At 71.8% G+C, this 16,354-nt stretch carries 15 protein-coding genes and 1 pseudogene; 12 read left to right on the forward strand and 4 right to left on the reverse strand.

What is annotated here, in order from left to right:
- Positions 1-73 precede the first annotated feature (73 nt).
- From lipB to MM438_RS06615, 3 genes are all read left to right on the forward strand, one after another.
- Complete coding sequence (gene lipB, locus MM438_RS06605) at positions 74-784, forward strand: lipoyl(octanoyl) transferase LipB (protein ID WP_241451719.1); 711 nt, start codon at positions 74-76, stop codon at positions 782-784.
- Positions 785-985: 201 nt separating this feature from the next.
- The gene (gene lipA, locus MM438_RS06610; protein ID WP_241451720.1) at positions 986-1,996 is read left to right on the forward strand and encodes a lipoyl synthase; all 1,011 of its coding nucleotides are present in this window, start codon (positions 986-988) and stop codon (positions 1,994-1,996) included.
- Positions 1,997-2,049: 53 nt separating this feature from the next.
- The gene (locus tag MM438_RS06615) at positions 2,050-2,886 is read left to right on the forward strand and encodes a DUF4191 domain-containing protein (protein ID WP_241451721.1); all 837 of its coding nucleotides are present in this window, start codon (positions 2,050-2,052) and stop codon (positions 2,884-2,886) included.
- 133 nt (positions 2,887-3,019) lie between these two features.
- Here the strand turns inward: MM438_RS06615 and MM438_RS06620 are convergent, their stop codons facing one another.
- Positions 3,020-3,484 carry an RDD family protein gene (locus tag MM438_RS06620; RefSeq protein ID WP_241451722.1) on the reverse strand — a complete coding sequence of 155 codons (465 nt, stop codon included), beginning with the start codon at positions 3,482-3,484 and terminating at the stop codon, positions 3,020-3,022.
- Between the two features lie 120 nt (positions 3,485-3,604).
- Between MM438_RS06620 and glnA the strand changes: the two genes are divergently transcribed.
- On the forward strand, positions 3,605-5,029 hold the full coding sequence (gene glnA / locus MM438_RS06625; protein ID WP_241451723.1) for a type I glutamate--ammonia ligase: 1,425 nt from the start codon (positions 3,605-3,607) through the stop codon (positions 5,027-5,029).
- A 14-nt stretch (positions 5,030-5,043) separates the two neighbouring features.
- On the opposite strand, the gene MM438_RS06630 is transcribed toward glnA, so the two are convergent.
- The gene (locus tag MM438_RS06630) at positions 5,044-6,123 is read right to left on the reverse strand and encodes a tyrosine-type recombinase/integrase (RefSeq protein ID WP_241451724.1); all 1,080 of its coding nucleotides are present in this window, start codon (positions 6,121-6,123) and stop codon (positions 5,044-5,046) included.
- Between the two features lie 324 nt (positions 6,124-6,447).
- Here MM438_RS06630 and MM438_RS06635 point away from each other — a divergent pair, with 324 nt between their 5' ends.
- The gene (locus MM438_RS06635) at positions 6,448-7,173 is read left to right on the forward strand and encodes a SanA/YdcF family protein (protein WP_241451725.1); all 726 of its coding nucleotides are present in this window, start codon (positions 6,448-6,450) and stop codon (positions 7,171-7,173) included.
- A complete protein-coding gene (locus MM438_RS06640) occupies positions 7,170-7,838 on the forward strand; it encodes a SanA/YdcF family protein (RefSeq protein WP_241451726.1) in 669 nt (222 codons plus the stop codon). Before MM438_RS06635 ends, MM438_RS06640 begins: the two co-directional genes overlap by 4 nt.
- Here the strand turns inward: MM438_RS06640 and MM438_RS16690 are convergent.
- Positions 7,835-8,731: pseudogene (locus MM438_RS16690) on the reverse strand (IS5 family transposase). The gene MM438_RS06640 and the pseudogene MM438_RS16690 sit on opposite strands and share 4 nt — an antisense overlap.
- Positions 8,732-8,831: 100 nt before the next feature.
- Here MM438_RS16690 and citC point away from each other — a divergent pair.
- From citC to citG, 6 genes are read left to right on the forward strand one after another with little or no spacing between them, the layout of a single operon-like run.
- Positions 8,832-9,899, forward strand: coding sequence for a [citrate (pro-3S)-lyase] ligase (gene citC / locus MM438_RS06650; protein WP_241451727.1), 1,068 nt, complete (start codon positions 8,832-8,834; stop codon positions 9,897-9,899).
- Positions 9,900-9,945: 46 nt separating this feature from the next.
- Positions 9,946-10,257, forward strand: a complete 312-nt coding sequence (citD, locus tag MM438_RS06655; protein ID WP_241451728.1) for a citrate lyase acyl carrier protein — start codon at positions 9,946-9,948, stop codon at positions 10,255-10,257.
- Positions 10,254-11,162: a citrate (pro-3S)-lyase subunit beta gene (gene citE, locus MM438_RS06660; RefSeq protein ID WP_241451729.1), complete on the forward strand. Its 909-nt coding sequence runs from the start codon at positions 10,254-10,256 to the stop codon at positions 11,160-11,162. The genes citD and citE overlap by 4 nt, the downstream gene beginning before the upstream one ends.
- A gap of 10 nt (positions 11,163-11,172) precedes the next feature.
- Complete coding sequence (citF, locus tag MM438_RS06665) at positions 11,173-12,711, forward strand: citrate lyase subunit alpha (RefSeq protein WP_241451730.1); 1,539 nt, start codon at positions 11,173-11,175, stop codon at positions 12,709-12,711.
- On the forward strand, positions 12,708-13,241 hold the full coding sequence (gene citX / locus MM438_RS06670) for a citrate lyase holo-[acyl-carrier protein] synthase (RefSeq protein ID WP_241451731.1): 534 nt from the start codon (positions 12,708-12,710) through the stop codon (positions 13,239-13,241). The genes citF and citX overlap by 4 nt, the downstream gene beginning before the upstream one ends.
- The gene (citG, locus tag MM438_RS06675) at positions 13,222-14,145 is read left to right on the forward strand and encodes a triphosphoribosyl-dephospho-CoA synthase CitG (RefSeq protein ID WP_241451732.1); all 924 of its coding nucleotides are present in this window, start codon (positions 13,222-13,224) and stop codon (positions 14,143-14,145) included. Before citX ends, citG begins: the two co-directional genes overlap by 20 nt.
- Positions 14,146-14,202: 57 nt before the next feature.
- Here citG and MM438_RS06680 read toward each other — a convergent pair whose 3' ends face one another.
- Complete coding sequence (locus MM438_RS06680) at positions 14,203-16,257, reverse strand: PhoX family protein (RefSeq protein ID WP_241451733.1); 2,055 nt, start codon at positions 16,255-16,257, stop codon at positions 14,203-14,205.
- Between the last annotated feature and the right edge of the window lie 97 nt (positions 16,258-16,354).

The following is a 16,354-nucleotide window of genomic DNA, read 5'->3' on the forward strand; positions in this document are numbered from 1 at the left end:
TCCACAGGGCCGGTGATGAACGATCCAAACCCTGTGGACAACCGCCCCTTCGCCGCGGTCGTAGGGTGTCCCCATGCGTTTCGAGCACCTCGGGTTCGCCCCGGACCTTGTCGACTACCAGCAGGCCTGGGACCACCAGCGGGAGGTCCACGCGCAGGTCGTGGCCGGGGAGCTGCCCGACACGACCATGCTGCTGGAGCACGAGCGGGTCTACACCGCGGGCAAGCGCACCGAGCCGCACGAGCGGCCCTGGGACGGCACCCCCGTCGTCGACGTCGACCGCGGCGGCAAGATCACCTGGCACGGTCCCGGGCAGCTGGTGGGCTACCCGATCGTGCACCTGCCGAGCAACCGCGACGTCGTCGCCCACGTGCGGCGCATCGAGGACATGATGATGGGCGTGTGCGCCGACCTCGGGGTCGAGACCGCGCGGGTGGCCGGGCGCAGCGGGGTCTGGGTGATGGCCGACGAGCACGGCGGTGACCGCAAGATCGGCGCGATCGGGATCCGGGTCAGCCGCGACGTGACCATGCACGGCTTCTCGCTCAACTGCGACTGCGACCTGTCCTGGGCCCAGGTGATCGTCCCCTGCGGGATCGTCGACGCCGGGGTCACGAGCCTGTCCCGCGAGCTGGACCGCGACGTCACGGTGCAGGAGGTGCTCCCGCTGGCCGAGCACCACCTGGAGCGGGTCTTCGACATGAGCACGGACGAGGCCGTCGCGGCGGCCCGGCAGCGGGGCACGGTGCCGGGCACCACTCCCCTGCCCGAGACGCTGCACTGATCAGAGCCCGAAGCCGAAGCCGGGTCGTGTGACCCCGGGCGGCAGGTCCGTGGGCGCGATCGGGAAGCCCCGGCGGTCCGAGGGCGTTGGAGGTGGTGTCGTCACCGCGGCGTACCCTGTGGTGATGCCCGCCCCGCACCCGGGGTCGGAGGCAGCTAGGGGTCGGCATACGACCTGACGCACACACCCGCGAGGAGCACCATGACCGTCGCACCGGAGGGACGGCGCCTGCTGCGCGTCGAGGCCCGCAACGCCGAGACGCCCATCGAGCGCAAGCCCGGGTGGATCCGCACGACGGCCAAGATGGGCCCGGCCTACACGGAGATGAACTCCCGGGTCAAGGGCCAGGGCTTGCACACCGTGTGCCAGGAGGCCTCCTGCCCCAACATCTTCGAGTGCTGGGAGGACCGCGAGGCGACCTTCCTCATCGGCGGTGACGTGTGCACCCGCCGCTGCGACTTCTGCGACATCGCGACCGGCCGTCCCACCGGGCTGGACCGCTCCGAGCCGACCAAGGTCGCCGAGTCCATCGCCACGATGCAGCTGCGCTACGCGACCGTGACGGGCGTGGCGCGCGACGACCAGCCCGACGGGGCCGCCTGGCTGTATGCCGAGACCATCCGCGAGATCCACCGGCTCAACCCCACCACCGGCGTCGAGATCCTGCCGCCGGACTTCGGTGCCCGCCCCGAGCTGGTCTCCCAGGTCTTCGACGCCCGGCCCGAGGTGTTCGCGCACAACCTGGAGACGGTGCCACGCATCTTCAAGCGGATCCGGCCGGCGTTCACCTACGACAAGTCGCTCAAGGTCCTGACCATGGCTGACGAGGCCGGGCTGATCACCAAGTCCAACCTCATCCTCGGGATGGGCGAGGAGGAGGCCGAGATCGACCAGGCGATCACCGACCTGATCGACGCGGGCTGCCACGTCCTGACCATCACGCAGTACCTCCGGCCGTCGCCGTTGCACCACCCCATCGACCGGTGGGTCAAGCCCGAGGAGTTCGTGCACTGGCGCGACCTGGCGCTCGAGCGCGGCATGAAGGCCGTCATGGCCGGTCCCCTGGTGCGCTCGTCCTACCGCAGCGGCAAGCTCTACGCCCAGGCGATGCAGGCCTTCGGCCGGCCGCTCCCGGAGCACCTCGCCCACCTGGAGGGGGCCGCCGAGATGACCACCCGCCAGGAGGCGTCGTCGCTGCTCGCGCGCCCCTGACCCGCCACGGCGACCACAGATGGTCACCACTACAGAACGGTAAGATGCGCTCCATGGCACGTCAGTCCTCCGGCAGCACCAAGGCCACCAGCAGCAGGCCCCCCCGCCCCGGCACCGAGCAGAGCTCGTCCACCGGCGGCGCGACCAAGGCCTCCCGCTTCGCCCGTCGCGGGAAGGCCCCGGCCGACCCGAGCAAGCCGGGGCGCGTCGCCCAGGTCAAGCAGGCCTACGGCTTCGCCAAGCAGGTCGACCCGCGGATCACCTGGTGGATGCTCGGGACCTTCCTGGTGACCCTGCTGGTGATGGTGGGCATCGGCCTGCTCGTGGGTCACCCGTGGTACTTCCTGATCCTCGGTGTACCCCTGGCCGCCCTCGCCACGATGATCGTGATGAGCCGTCGCACCGACAAGGGTGCCTACTCGATGATCGCCGGCAAGCCCGGCGCGACCCTGGCCGCGCTGCAGTCGGTCCGCCGGGGTGGGTGGTACATCGAGCAGGAGCCGATCGCCGCCGACGGCCGCCCCAAGGGCCAGGACTACTCCCAGGTCGCCACGGTCTATCGCGCGATAGGCCGCCCCGGCGTCGTGCTCGTCGCCGAGGGCCCGACGTCCCGGGCCACGAAGCTGCTCGTCGAGGAGCGCCGCAAGGTCGAGCGCTTCGCCTCCGGCTCGCCGGTGCACACCTGGCGCGTGGACGAGACCGAGACCGACGACCCGCAGGTGGTGTCGGTGCGCAAGCTCGCGATGAAGCTCCAGCGGATGAAGCCGGTCCTCACCAAGGAGGAGGTCGGCGTCGTGAACAAGCGCCTCAAGGCGATGACCGGCATCCGGCACACCGGGCTCCCGGCCGGCATGGACCCGAGCCGGATCCGCGGGCAGCGTCCGCGCTGACCCACCTTCACCTCCAGCACGACGAACGGCGAGCCTCGGCCGAGGCTCGCCGTTCGTCGTGCTGGAGGTCCGTGCCCGGTGCCGCCGTGGGATGCCGACCTGCGGCGCGGCGCAGGTATGGCGTGCGGGCGGCTCAGCGGGTGCGCACGATGACGCTGCCGACCGCCTTGTCGTGCAGGCCGCGCCCGTCGCCGTCCCACACGACGGGCGGGATCACCAGGAGCAGCAGCAGGGTGCGCAGCGCGGCACCGATCAGGCCGATCGGGCCGCCGTGAGCCATCCGCACCTGCATCCCGAGCAGCCGGTGGCCGAGGGTGGCGCCGCCGGTGCCGACGAGCAGGACGTACTCCACGAAGAGCACCGCGAGGGGGATGAAGGACCGGGCTCCCGTGGCGCCGATCGGCATACGGAACAGACCGATCGCGATGGCCAGGCACAGCAGCCAGTCGACGAGCAGCGCGAGCACCCGCCTGCCCAGGGGCGCCATGGCGCCGGGGCCCGCCGGAGGCAGGCCGAGCCGTTCGCCCGCGTAGGCGCCCTGCGCCATCTGCCCGCCCGGTCCGTCCAGCCAGCTGCCGATCTGCTCGCGATCCACCACGGCGCAAGATTACCCGCCGTAACACGCGGGAAACATTCGAGTCATGGTCGGGTAACGAGCAGCGCCTAGCCTGGGGGCAACGGGTCGGCCACCAGGGCTGGCGACACCCAGGAGGACGATGTGTTCAGCACCCCTGAAGAGGTCCTGACCTTCATCAAGGACGAGGACGTCAGGTTCGTCGACATCCGGTTCTGCGACCTGCCCGGCGTCATGCAGCACTTCAACGTGCCCGCTGCGACGCTGGACGAGGACTTCTTCACGGAGGGGCAGGCCTTCGACGGCTCGTCGATCCGTGGTTTCCAGGCGATCCACGAGTCCGACATGAAGCTGCTGCCGGACGTCACGACGGCCTACCTCGACCCCTTCCGGGTCGAGAAGACGCTGGTCATGAACTTCTCGATCGTGGACCCCTTCACCGACGAGCCCTACTCGCGCGACCCGCGCAACATCGCGGCCAAGGCCGAGGCCTACCTGCAGAGCACGGGCATCGCCGACACGGCCTACTTCGGCGCCGAGGCCGAGTTCTACGTCTTCGACGACGTGCGCTTCGCCAACCAGCCGCAGGGGGCCTTCTACTCGCTGGACTCCGTCGAGGCCGCCTGGAACACCGGGCGCGAGGAGGACGGCGGCAACCGCGGCTACAAGACGGCCTTCAAGGGCGGCTACTTCCCCGTCCCGCCGGTCGACCACTTCGCCGACACCCGCGACAGGATCTGCCTCAACATGGCCCGGGTCGGCCTGGAGGTCGAGCGCAGCCACCACGAGGTGGGCACGGCCGGCCAGCAGGAGATCAACTACCGGTTCAACACCCTGCTGCACAGCGGCGACGACATGATGAAGTTCAAGTACGTCGTCAAGAACACGGTGTGGGAGGAGGGCAAGACCGCGACCTTCATGCCCAAGCCGATCTTCGGGGACAACGGGTCCGGCATGCACACCCACCAGTCCTTGTGGAAGGACGGCAAGCCGCTGTTCTACGACGAGCAGGGGTATGGCGGTCTGTCCGACCTGGCCCGGTGGTACATCGGTGGCCTGCTCCGGCACGCGCCCTCGCTGCTGGCGTTCACCAACCCCTCGGCGAACTCATACCACCGCCTGGTGCCGGGCTTCGAGGCGCCGGTCAACCTGGTCTACTCCGCCCGCAACCGCTCGGCGTGCATCCGGATCCCGATCGCCGGCACCTCCCCCAAGGCCAAGCGCATCGAGTTCCGGATCCCGGACCCCTCGGCCAACCCCTACCTGGCCTTCGCCGCGCAGCTGATGGCGGGCCTGGACGGCATCCGCAACCGGATCGAGCCGCCGGAGCCGATCGACAAGGACCTCTACGAGCTGCCTCCGGAGGAGCACGACCAGATCGAGCAGGTCCCGTGCACCCTCGAGCAGGTGCTGGACGCGTTGGAGGAGGACCACGAGTACCTCCTCGCGGGCGACGTCTTCACCGAGGACCTGATCCGCACCTGGATCGACTGGAAGCGGGAGAACGAGGTCGCTCCGCTGCGGCTGCGTCCGCACCCTTACGAGTTCGAGATGTACTTCTCGATCTGAGAGTCATCCCCAGGTCACGGCGGTGGGGCAGCCCCCACGGTCCGCACCTGGTCCGCACGGGCCGCCATCCGATCTCGGGTGGCGGCCCGGGTCGCGTCACCGGCCTCGTCGAGCAGGTGGCCGTAGATGTCAAGCGTAGTCGTGGCGCTCTGGTGGCCGAGGGTGAGCTGCACCAGCTTGAGGTCCAGGCCGGCGCCGATGAGGTATGACGCGAAGTGGTGCCGCAAGTCGTGGAAGCGCACCCCGGGCGGCAGGCCGGGCACCCTGTCCCGCGCCGCCCGGAAGGCCTGCTCGACGACCGCCGGGGAGGCCTGGCGCCCATAGGCGTTCGTGACGACCGTGGGTCCGGGGCGGGCGGCCAGGTCTGCCCGGATCCGGTCGACGAGCTCCGTCGGGATCGGCACGTCGCGCCGGGCCCGGCGGGTCTTGAGGGGCTCGCAGGGATGCTGCACCCGGACCTGCACCACGCCCCGGTCCAGGTCGACGTCCTGGACCCGCAGGCCGGTCACCTCCGCGACCCGCAGGCCGGCGAAGGCCCCGAGCAGGACGGCGACCTGCAGCCGGGGAGCGATGGCGTCGTGCAGGGCCCACACCTGGTCACCGGTGAGGACGTAGGACCGCTGGGCGGCCTGGGGTGGTGCGTCGGCCGTGCGGCACGGCGAGCGGGTGATGATCCCCTCGTCGATCGCGGCGAGCATCAGCTGCTGGAAGCGGCGGTAGATCGCGTAGGTCGTGCTGGGGGCGTAGCGCTCGGACAGCCGGGCGGTCCACACCCGGACCTCGGAGGGCTTGATGGAGCGCAGCGTGCGTCCGTCCCAGTCGGCCCGGATGACCTTCAGGTGCACCTCGGCCTGGCGCACCGTCGTCGCGCGCTTGCCCCGGTAGCCCGCCAGCCAACGGTCGGCCCACTGCCCCACCGTGATCCGCGCGAGGTCGGGGTCCACGTACGTGCCCATGACCCGCGACGCGGTGATCTCGTCCAGCCAGCGACGCCCCTCGGCGCGGGTGCGGAAGTGGCGGGCGTGCTCGCGCCCGTCGTCGTCGCGGTAACGGGCGCGCCAGCGTCCGTCGGGCCTCCTGGCCAGGCTCGCCACCGCACCCCTCCCCCAGCTCGCGCGACCATCCGCGCCCGACACGCCGCTCCAGACAACGGATCTCGGGTCGCACCCGGTCCGGCGAGCAGCGCCCGGAGCCTACTCGCCGAGGCTGCGGGCCGACACCACCGGGTGCCGTCCGGCCCGCACGGGTGCGCACCTGGGGACCACGGCCGGGGCCCCAGGGAACCCCGACGGCGCGCACCGATCTGGCACGATGTCCCGCATGACGCCGGCAATCCTCACGCTGTGTCACGCTCCTGCCTCGGCCCGAGGGGACGCCTCCTCGGGCTGCGCCCAGCCACTCCTGGCAGGATCTGCCGCATGACGGCCCCCCCGACCGGTCCCGATGACGTGCCCGCCGTCCCCGGCAGGCGCCGCAGGCGCATCCGGTGGGCCTGGGTGATCGGCGTCCCCACGGCCGCTGCGCTGTCGGGAGCCGCGGTGCTCGGCGGGACGACGCTGTGGATCGCCGACCAGTCCGAGGGGCGCGTCCTGACCGTCGAGCAGGCCCCGATCCGGGACGTCTCGCTGGTGCTCGGCGCCGGCGTCTCCCCCGACGGTCGGCCCACGCCCTTCCTGCAGGCCCGGCTGGACGTGGCCCTGGACCTCTACCGCACCGGCCGCACGCGGGTGATCATCGTCTCCGGCGACAACCGCACCCCCACGCATGACGAGCCCACCGTGATGCGCAGCTACCTGGTGCAGCACGGCGTGCCCATCGACAAGGTGGTGCGCGATTTCGCCGGCCGCGACTCCTACGACTCCTGCACGCGCGCCCGGCGGATCTTCGGCGTCGGCTCGCTGACCCTGGTCAGCCAGGCCTATCACCTGCCGCGCGCGGTCACCCTGTGCCGGGCCGAGGGCGTGGACGCCGTCGGGGTCGGCGACTGGACCATGTCCCAGGGCGCCTACCGCCCGGCCTGGGAGTGGGGCGAGCGGCGGGAGATCGGCGCCAAGGTCAAGGCCGCGTGGGACGTGGTGTCCGGGCGGGACCCGGTGCTCGGGCCGCCCGAGAGCGCGGTCCGCGACGCGCTGAGGCACCAGTGACCGGCCGGGACCGCCGGCAGGCGCGGCATACGGCCCGGATCGTCGTGGGCACCCTCGGGCTGGGCGCGCTCACCGCCGTGGTGGGGACCCGGGCCTGGGCCCTGCTGGCGTCCCGGGGGCGGATCCTCGATCCCACGGACGCCCCGGCGACCGAGGCCGCGGTGATCCTCGGGGCGGGCCTGCGTCCGGACGGGCGCCCGAGCGACTACCTCGCCGCCCGCCTCGACCGGGCCCTGGAGCTGCACCGGCTCGGACGTGCTCCCCTGCTCGTCGTGTCCGGCGCGGCCCTCCCGCACGCCGACGAGCCGGCGGCGATGCGGCGCTACCTGCAGGAGCGGGGCGTCGACCCGGCCGTCGTCGTCGAGGACCGGGCCGGCATCGACACCTACGCCACCTGCCTGCGGGCGCGGCGCACCTTCGGGCTGCACCGGATCGCCCTGGTCAGCCAGGCCTATCACCTCCCCCGGGCGCTGGCGCTGGCCGACGCCGCCGGGCTGGACGCGGTGGGGGTCGCCGACCGCAGCGTCCGCCGGCACGAGGACACCGAGCTCAGCACCTGGGTGTATGGCGAGCTGCGCGAGTGGGCCGCCGGGGTCAAGGTGCTCGCCGACCTGGTCCGGCCGCGCCCGGAGGACGACGGGCCCTACGCCGAGGAGGGCGTCTAGGGCGTGTCTCTTAATGCTGGTAGCCAGAGGGTGATGGCGTGTAGGAGGATGCCGGCGCGGTAGGTGATGGCGAGCTTGTCGTAGCGGGTCGCGATGGCGCGCCATTGCTTGAAGCGTTCGAAACCGTTCTCGACGACGTGGCGTTTGGCGTACAGGCCAGGGTCGGTCTTCGGGGGCGCCCACCGGCAGAGCCGCGGCGTTTGCGGTTGGCGCGTTGGTCGCGGGGCTCGGCGATCGCGGTGGTGATCCCGCGCCGCCGGAGCAGCGCGCGGTGGGCTCGACTGGAGCAGGCCTTGTCGGCCATGACCGCGTCCGGGGTCGTGCGTGGGCGGCCCGGGCCTGGGCGCGGGACCCGTACGGCGTCGAGCAGGTTGGTGAACATCCGGCTGTCGCTGCCCTGACCAGGACCGAGCAGCACCGCGATCGGTCGCCCCTGGCCGTCGCACAGCTGGTGGACCTTCGTGGACAACCCGCCGCGTGACCTGCCGATGGCGTGGTCAGCCGGCTCGGACAGCAGATTCTTGTGATTCGACAGATCCCCCCGCGAGGCGGGTGGTGTTCGTCGCGTGCTGGTGGGCGCGGTTGATCGTGGAGTCGACAGCGACGTCCCAGTCGATGACCCCCGCCGCGTCCGCACGGGCCAGCAGAGCCGTCAGCACCCGGTCCCAGGTCCCGTCACCGGCGAACCGGCGGTGTCGCTTCCACACGGTCTGCCAGGGCCCGAACTCGCCCGGCAGGTCCCGCCACGCGATCCCGGTCCGGTACCGGTAGATGATCGGCTCGACCACGGTCCGGTGGTCACGAAATCGCCTGCCCCGCTTGCCATCCGCGCACGGCATGAACGGCTCGATCAGCACCCACTCGCTATCCGAGAGCACCTGCATCCGCGACATGACACCGACAATCGCGTGTCACCACGCTCACCTTTGGGAGACACGCCCTAGGGCCACCCCCGGCACCGTCGCCCGGGCCCCGCTCGCTAGGGTCGACGACGTGGAGGACGACCTCGACATCATCACCGTCGACCCGGCGCTGGAGCCAGCCGCGAGGGAGCGCATCGCCGCCCTCCTCGCGAGCCAGGGGCTCGCTCTGGACGACGGCGTCGAGGTCTTCGTGACCTTCCAGCACTACGGCCGGGTCCTGGCCTGCGCCGGGCTGCAGGGAAGCGTCGTCAAGTGCGTGGCCATCGACCCGAGCCTGCAGGGCCGGGACGTGCTGCTGCCGCTGATGACCGAGATGACCTACGTCGCGCTGGACCACGGCGCCGGGCACCTGTTCATCTACACCAAGCCGGAGTACCGCCAGCACTTCGAGGCGTGCGGATTCCACCACCTGGCGACCGTGCCCGACGTGGTGACCCTGCTGGAGAACACCCCTCGCGGGCTGCACGCCTACGTCGAGGACCTGGCCCACCTGCGGCGCTACCGCGACCGGGTGGGCTCCATCGTCCTCAACGCCAATCCCTTCACCAACGGCCACCGGCACCTGGTGCAGCGAGCCGCCCAGGACTGCGACTACCTGCACGTCTTCGTGGTGAGCGAGGAGTCGGCGACGTTCACCTTCGACGAGCGCTACCGGCTGGTGGCCGCCGGCGTGGCCGAGCTGCCCGAGCGCGACCGGGTGGCCGTCCACCGGGGGTCGGCCTACATGGTCAGCAAGGCGACCTTCCCGAGCTACTTCCTCAAGGAGTCCGGGGTCGTGGACCGGGCCGGCACCGGCCTGGACCTGACGATCTTCCGCGAGCACATCGCCCCGGCCCTCGGCATCACGCACCGCTACGTCGGGACCGAGCCCTTCTGCGCCGTCACCCGCGCCTACAACGCCGACATGCACCGCTGGCTGGAGGAGGCGCCCATGGTGGCGCCCCCGGTCCAGGTGCACGAGATCGAGCGGCTCGCCCGCGGGGACGTGCCGATCTCCGCGACCGAGGTGCGTCGTCGCTTCGCCAACAAGGACCTGGTGGCCCTCGCCGAGCTGGTGCCCAGCCCCACGCTGATGCTGCTCGCGGCCAAGCTGCTCGCCCTTCCCGACATACCTGATCACCGGTCCGAGGCCTGCTGACCCCGGGCCCCGCACCACCCACCGCACCAACGACGAGGAGGTCGCCATGCGCATCGTCCACGAGGCCATCGCAGGCACGCTGGAGAGCAGCGACGTGATGGTCAGGGTCGCCCCACCACCAGGTGACGACGGGGGGCTCGACGTGGTCGTCACCAGCGCGGTGATGGCGCAGTTCGGGCACCAGATCCGCGCCGTCGTCGACGAGGTGCTGCGGTCGATGGACGTGACCGCGGGCGAGGTCACCGTGGAGGACAAGGGCGCCCTCGACTGGGCGATCCGGGCGCGGCTGCAGGCGGCGCTCGTGCGCGGCTGCGACGCCGACCCGGACTGGGCGATGCTGCAGGAGGCAGGAGCATGATCACCGAGGCCACCATGCGCGACCCGGGGGCCCTCCCCCACCGGTCGATGCTGTTCGTCCCGGGGTCCAACGCCTCGATGATGGCGAACTCCTACGTCTACGGCGCCGACGCCATCATGTTCGACCTCGAGGACGCGGTCGCCCTGCGCGAGAAGGACTCGGCGCGGCTGATGGTCTTCCACGCCCTGCGCTCCCCGGTGTATGCCGACGTCGAGACGGTCGTGCGGATCAATCCCCTCGACACGCCCTTCGGCCGGGACGACCTGCGCGCCGTCGTGCGGGCCGGGGTGCAGACGGTGCGGCTGCCCAAGACCGACAGCGCCGACGACATCCACGAGCTCGAGGCCGAGGTCGAGGCGGTCGAGCGCGAGTGCGGCCGGGAGGTCGGGTCCACCCGGCTCATGGCCGCCATCGAGTCCGCGAGCGGGGTCGTCAACGCGGTGGAGATCGCCCAGGCCAGCCCGCGCATGGTGTCCATCGCGCTCGCGGGCTTCGACTACGTCATCGACATGCAGACCACCCGCTCGGCCGAGGGCACGGAGCTGTTCTACGCCCGCTGCGCGGTGCTGCACGCCGCCCGGGTCGCCGGGATCGCGGCCTACGACGTGGTCTGGTCCGACGTCAACGACGAGGAGGGCTTCCTGGCGGAGGTGGAGCTGGTCAAGCGGCTCGGCTTCAACGGCAAGTCGCTGGTCAACCCCCGCCAGATCCACCTGCTGCACAACGCCTACGCCCCCACCGAGGACGAGCTCGCCCACGCCCGGATGGTCGTCGCCGCGGCCGACCGGGCCGCCCGCGAGGGTCTGGGCGTCGTCTCCCTGGGCGGCAAGATGATCGACGCCCCGATCATCGTCGCCGCCCGCCGCACCATCGCCTTCGCGGACGCCTCGGGCGTCCGCCGTTGAGGAGCCCGAGATGAGTGACCTGAGCACCACCCGCACCTGCGAGGCCGCCGAGCGCGTCGCCTCGGCCGGGCTCGACGGGCTGCGGCCCTATGCCGGCTGGTCGGCGGCCACCCCGCACCTGGCCGGGGAGGACAAGCTGGAGCGCAAGATCCGCCCCACCCTGGAGGAGGCGATCACCGCGAGCGGCCTGCGCGACGGGATGACGATCTCCTTCCACCACCACTTCCGGGAGGGTGACAAGTCCATCAACCGGGTCGTGGACACCCTGGCCCGGATGGGCTTCAAGGACCTGACCCTCGCCAGCTCCTCCCTCAACAAGTGCCACGCCCCGCTCGTCGAGCACATCCGCAACGGCGTGATCACCCGGATCTACACCTCGGGCATGCGCGGCGAGCTGGCCCGGGAGATCAGCCAGGGCCTGCTGGAGCACCCGATCACCATCCACAGCCACGGCGGCCGGGTCGCGCTGATGGACTCCGGCGAGCTGCACCTGGACGTGGCCTTCCTCGGCGTCTCGGCATGCGACGCCATGGGCAACGCCAACGGCATCACCGGACGCTCGCACTGCGGTTCCCTCGGCTACGCCATGGTCGACGCCGAGCGGGCCGACCAGGTGATCATGCTGACCGAGGAGATCGTCCCCTATCCCAACACCCCGGTGTCGATCAGCCAGGCGCAGGTCGACCACGTCGTCGTCGTGGACGAGGTCGGCGACCCCTCCAAGATCTCGGTCGGGGCCGCCCGCCTCACCAAGGATCCCAAGGAGCTGCTCATCGCCCGCTACGCCGCGGACGTCATCGAGAACTCGGGCTACTTCGAGGACGGCTTCTCGATGCAGACCGGCTCGGGGGCCTCGGCGACCGCGGTCACGCAGTTCCTCGGGCCGCGCATGGAGCGCAAGGGCATCACCGCCGGGTGGGCCCTCGGCGGCATCACCGGCGGCATCGTCGACCTGCACCGGCGCGGCCTGATCCGTCGCGTCGTCGACGTGCAGGACTTCGACACGGTGGCGGTGGAGTCGCTGGCGAGCGACCCCGGACACGTGGAGATCTCCGCGGACGAGTACGCCAACCCCCTGTCCAAGGGCGCGTGCTCCGACGGGCTGGACGTGGTCATCCTGTCCGCGCTGGAGATCGACCTCGACTTCAACGTCAACGTGATCACCGGATCGGACGGGCTGATGATGGGCGCCTCCGGCGGGCACTGCGACGTCGCGGCGGGCGCCAACCTCGCCATCGTCGTCGCGCCGCTCATCCGCTCCCGCGTCCCGGTCGTCGTCGAGCGGGTGACCACCCTCGTCACGCCCGGCGACACCATCGGCGTGCTCGTCACCGACCACGGCATCGCGGTCAACCCCCGCCGCCCGGACCTCGCCGAGCGGCTGCGGGCCGCGGGTCTGCCCGTCACGACGATCGAGGAGCTCTATCGCCGGGCCACCTCGATCACCGGGGTGCCGCGGGCGATCGAGTTCGGCGACAAGGTCGTCGGGGTGATCCGCTATCGCGACGGCAGCGTCATCGACGTGGTGCGGCAGGTGCTCGCGCCATGACCTCCCCGACCGTGCCCGCCGGCGTCGACCGGCTCCAGGCCATCCTCGACGCGCGGGACGCCCGCGCGACGCGGCGCCGCGAGCTGCAGCGGCGGCACCCGGCGGGCACGGTCGTCGTCGTCACCCTGGTCATCCCCGGACCGGACAAGGACGGGCCCGGATGGTGCGACCTGGGCGAGGAGGCGGTGGGCAGCGTCCTGCGGCTGTGCGCGCGACGCGGCTGGGCCCTCGACGCCCGGGAGTCGGTCGACGCCGCCACCGGTCCGGAGACCGTCCTGGTGGTGCGCGCCGAGCCGAGCGAGCTGAAGTCCGCGCTGGTCGAGCTGGAGGACAGCCACCCCTGGGGCCGGCTGTGGGACCTCGACGTGCACGTCGGGGAGATGCCGCTGTCCCGCGCGGCGCTCGGGGCGCACCCCCGGCGGTGCCTGGTCTGCCCCCGGCCCGCCCACGCCTGCGCCCGCTCGCGAGCCCATCCCCTGACCGAGGTGCTGGCCGCGGTGGAGGTGATCCGTGACCGTCCCCGAGGCTGAGCCGCGGGCCCTGCCGGTCGCCCGTCCCCGGCCCGAGACCGTCCTCGCGCTGCACGACCACGCCCACGCCGCCCACCTGGCCCGGTTCGCCGAGCGGGCGCTGCTCGCCGAGGTCGAGCTCACCCCCAAGCCCGGCCTGGTCGACGCACGCACCACCGGCGCGCACCAGGACATGGACATCACGACCTTCCGGACGAGCGTGGCGGCCATCGCCCCGTGGTTCCCGGTGCTGCACGAGACCGGACGGGCCGGTCACCGGGACGGGCCCGCCAGCTTTCTCGCCCGGCTCCGTGGCCCCGGGATCGCCTGCGAGGAGGCGATGTTCGCCGCCACCGGTGGGGTCAACACGCACAAGGGCGCGGTCTTCGCCTTCGGGCTGCTGCTGGGCTGCGCCGGTCGCCTGTCCGCCGGGGGCCACCCGGTGTCGGTGCCCACCCTGTGCCATCTGGTCGCCCGCATGACGGCCGGCCTGGTGACCCGCGAGCTCGCCCCCGTGCAGCGTCCGGGCACCTACGGGGAGCGGGCGTACGTCGACCACGGGCTCACCGGTGCCCGGGGGCAGGCGGCCGACGGCTACCGCTCGGTCACCGACCTGGCCCTGCCGGCCTACCGCCTGGTCGAGCAGCGCACCGGGGACCGTGATCTCGCCCTCACCCAGGCGCTGCTCGTCCTCATGGCGACCACCGACGACACCACCCTGGTCAAGGACGGATGCCTGGACGGGCTGCGGCACGTGCAGGCCGGGGCCCGGTCGATCCTGGGGACCGGTGGCGCGCTGGCCCCCGGGGTGCGCGACCGGCTGTCGGCGCTGGACGAGGACCTGACCGCGCGGGGGCTGAGCCCCGGTGGGTGCGCCGACCTGCTCGCCGTGACCGCCTTCCTCGCCGAGCTGCCCTCCACCTGACCGGGCGGCCCCGCCCTGGCCGGAGCCAGGGCGGGGCCGCCCGCGGTGCGACGTGGGTCAGCCGATGCGGCGGACCTGCACGATCGTCGGACGAGGACCGGCGAAACGGCCGCCCATGGACTGCTTGACGTAGTCCGGGAAGTGCGAGTGCTGGTCGGCCCAGGTGCCGTCCTCGCCCGGGTGCTGCACGGCGACGAAGACCGACCCGTCCCGGTCGTGGACGACCGGGCCGCAGGTCTCGGCCTCGGTCGGGACCGCGAGGAACTGGGTGACGCGACCGCGGTCGGGTCCGCTCAGCTCGACGTGGAACAGACCGTCGTCGTACTTCAGCGAGCTGGGCATGCCGTCCGTCGCGAGCCACATGTCACCGCGGCTGTCGAAGGCCACGTTGTCGGGGCAGGAGATCGGGGCGACCGGGCCCTGGTAGCCGCCGAAGTAGGTGCCGGCGGTCTTGGGGTCGCCGCAGACGAGGACCAGGTTCCACGAGAACTTCGTGCCCGTGTGGTGGCCGCCGACCTCGGTGATCTCGACGACGTGGCCGTCCTTGTTGAGGGCGCGCGGGTTGGCCTCGTCCGGACCCGCCTTGCCCTCCTTGCCGCGGTCGGAGTTGTTGGTGCACACGACGTAGATGCGACCGGTGATGGTGTTGGGCTGGACGTCCTCGGGGCGGTCCATCTTGGTCGGACCCTTGCCGTTGGAACCGACGGCGGCGTCGGCGGCCAGGCGGGTGTAGACCAGGACCTGCTCCAGGGTGAAGCCCTTGACCATCGAGCGGCCGTCCTTGGTCAGCGGGATCCACTCGCCGCTGCCGTCGCTGACGCCGTCCTCGAGGCCGTCACCGGTGAACTGCGCGACGTAGAGGTCGCCCTCGGACAGCAGGTGGAGGTTGCGCTTGCGGGCGGCCTCGCCGGGGCGCGAGTCGTAGCGACGCTTGGAGACGAACTTGTAGACGTAGTCGAACTTCTCGTCGTCACCCATGTAGGCGACGGCGTGGCCGTCGTCGGCGATGACGATGTTGGCGCCCTCGTGCTTGAAGCGGCCCATCGCGGTGTGCTTGACCGGCGTGGACCGCGGGTCCATCGGATCGACCTCGACGATCCAGCCGAAGCGGTTGGGCTCGTTCTTGAACTCCGCCGTGCGGGCGTCCCAGCGGGGGTCCACCTCGGCCCAGCCGCGGGTGTCCTGCGTGGGTGCCAGGCCGTAGCGCTTCTCCTCCTTGGACGTGCCCTCGGCCTTGAAGTACTGGTTGAAGTTCTCCTCGCCGGAGACCACGGTGCCCCACGGGGTGGTGCCGCCGGAGCAGTTGTTCATGGTGCCGCGGACCAGGCGACCCGTCGGGTCCTCCTTGGTGCACAGCAGCGTCGAGCCGGCCGCCGGGCCGTCGACCACGAAGGGGGTGTCGAGGGTGATGCGGCGGTTCAGGCGGCCCGCGCGGCGGTAGGACCAGCGCTCGCCGGCGCGGGGCCGGGTGAGCTCGACGATGGACAGGCCGTGCGCGGCCCAGGCGACCTTGATGGCCTCGGCCTTGTCCATGGTCGGCGGGAACATGATGTTCTCGTTGGTGTACTCGTGGTTGCAGACGAGCAGGGCCTGGGTGCCCTTCTTGTCGGTCACGATGATGTCGGTGTAGTCGTTGTTGTAGCCGAACTGCATCGCCTGGGCGGCGGGCGTCTGGTGCTCGGGGTCGAAGACCGGCGCGCCCTTGAGGATCGGGTCCCCCCACCGGATGATCGGGTGGTACTCGAAGCCGCCCGGGACCGTCAGGCGATCCACCGTGGCGGCGACGGGCGCGATGCCCATGAAGTCCAGGCCGGAGACGCGCCCGGGACGCTTCTTGCCGCTCCCCTTGCCGTCACCGCGCTGCGCGTCGAGGGCGGCGGCGTCGTCGGCTCCGGCCGTGGTGGCGCCGAAGGCCAGGGCCAGGGCACCGGCCGCACCGAGGACCGAGCGGCGCGACAGCGCCGCGGTGGCGATCGAGGCGAAGGTCTCGTTGTCGGAGGTGTTGGGGATGGTCTGGGAGCAGGCGTCACCGCAGCGCAGGTGGCAGGTGACGGCGCTGCGGTTGGCGTGCGTGATGCCCGCCATCGGCAGCATGGGGCGCTCGGAGTTCATCGGCTCTCCCTGGGTCGACGGGTCGTCAGCGGGCCGGGGCAGCCCGCGCTTCGCAGGAACCTAACGGCCGGTCGCCGCGCGCACAGGTGACCGAGGT

The sequence above is a fragment of the Arsenicicoccus dermatophilus genome (assembly GCF_022568795.1).
Lineage (GTDB): Bacteria > Actinomycetota > Actinomycetes > Actinomycetales > Dermatophilaceae > Arsenicicoccus > Arsenicicoccus dermatophilus.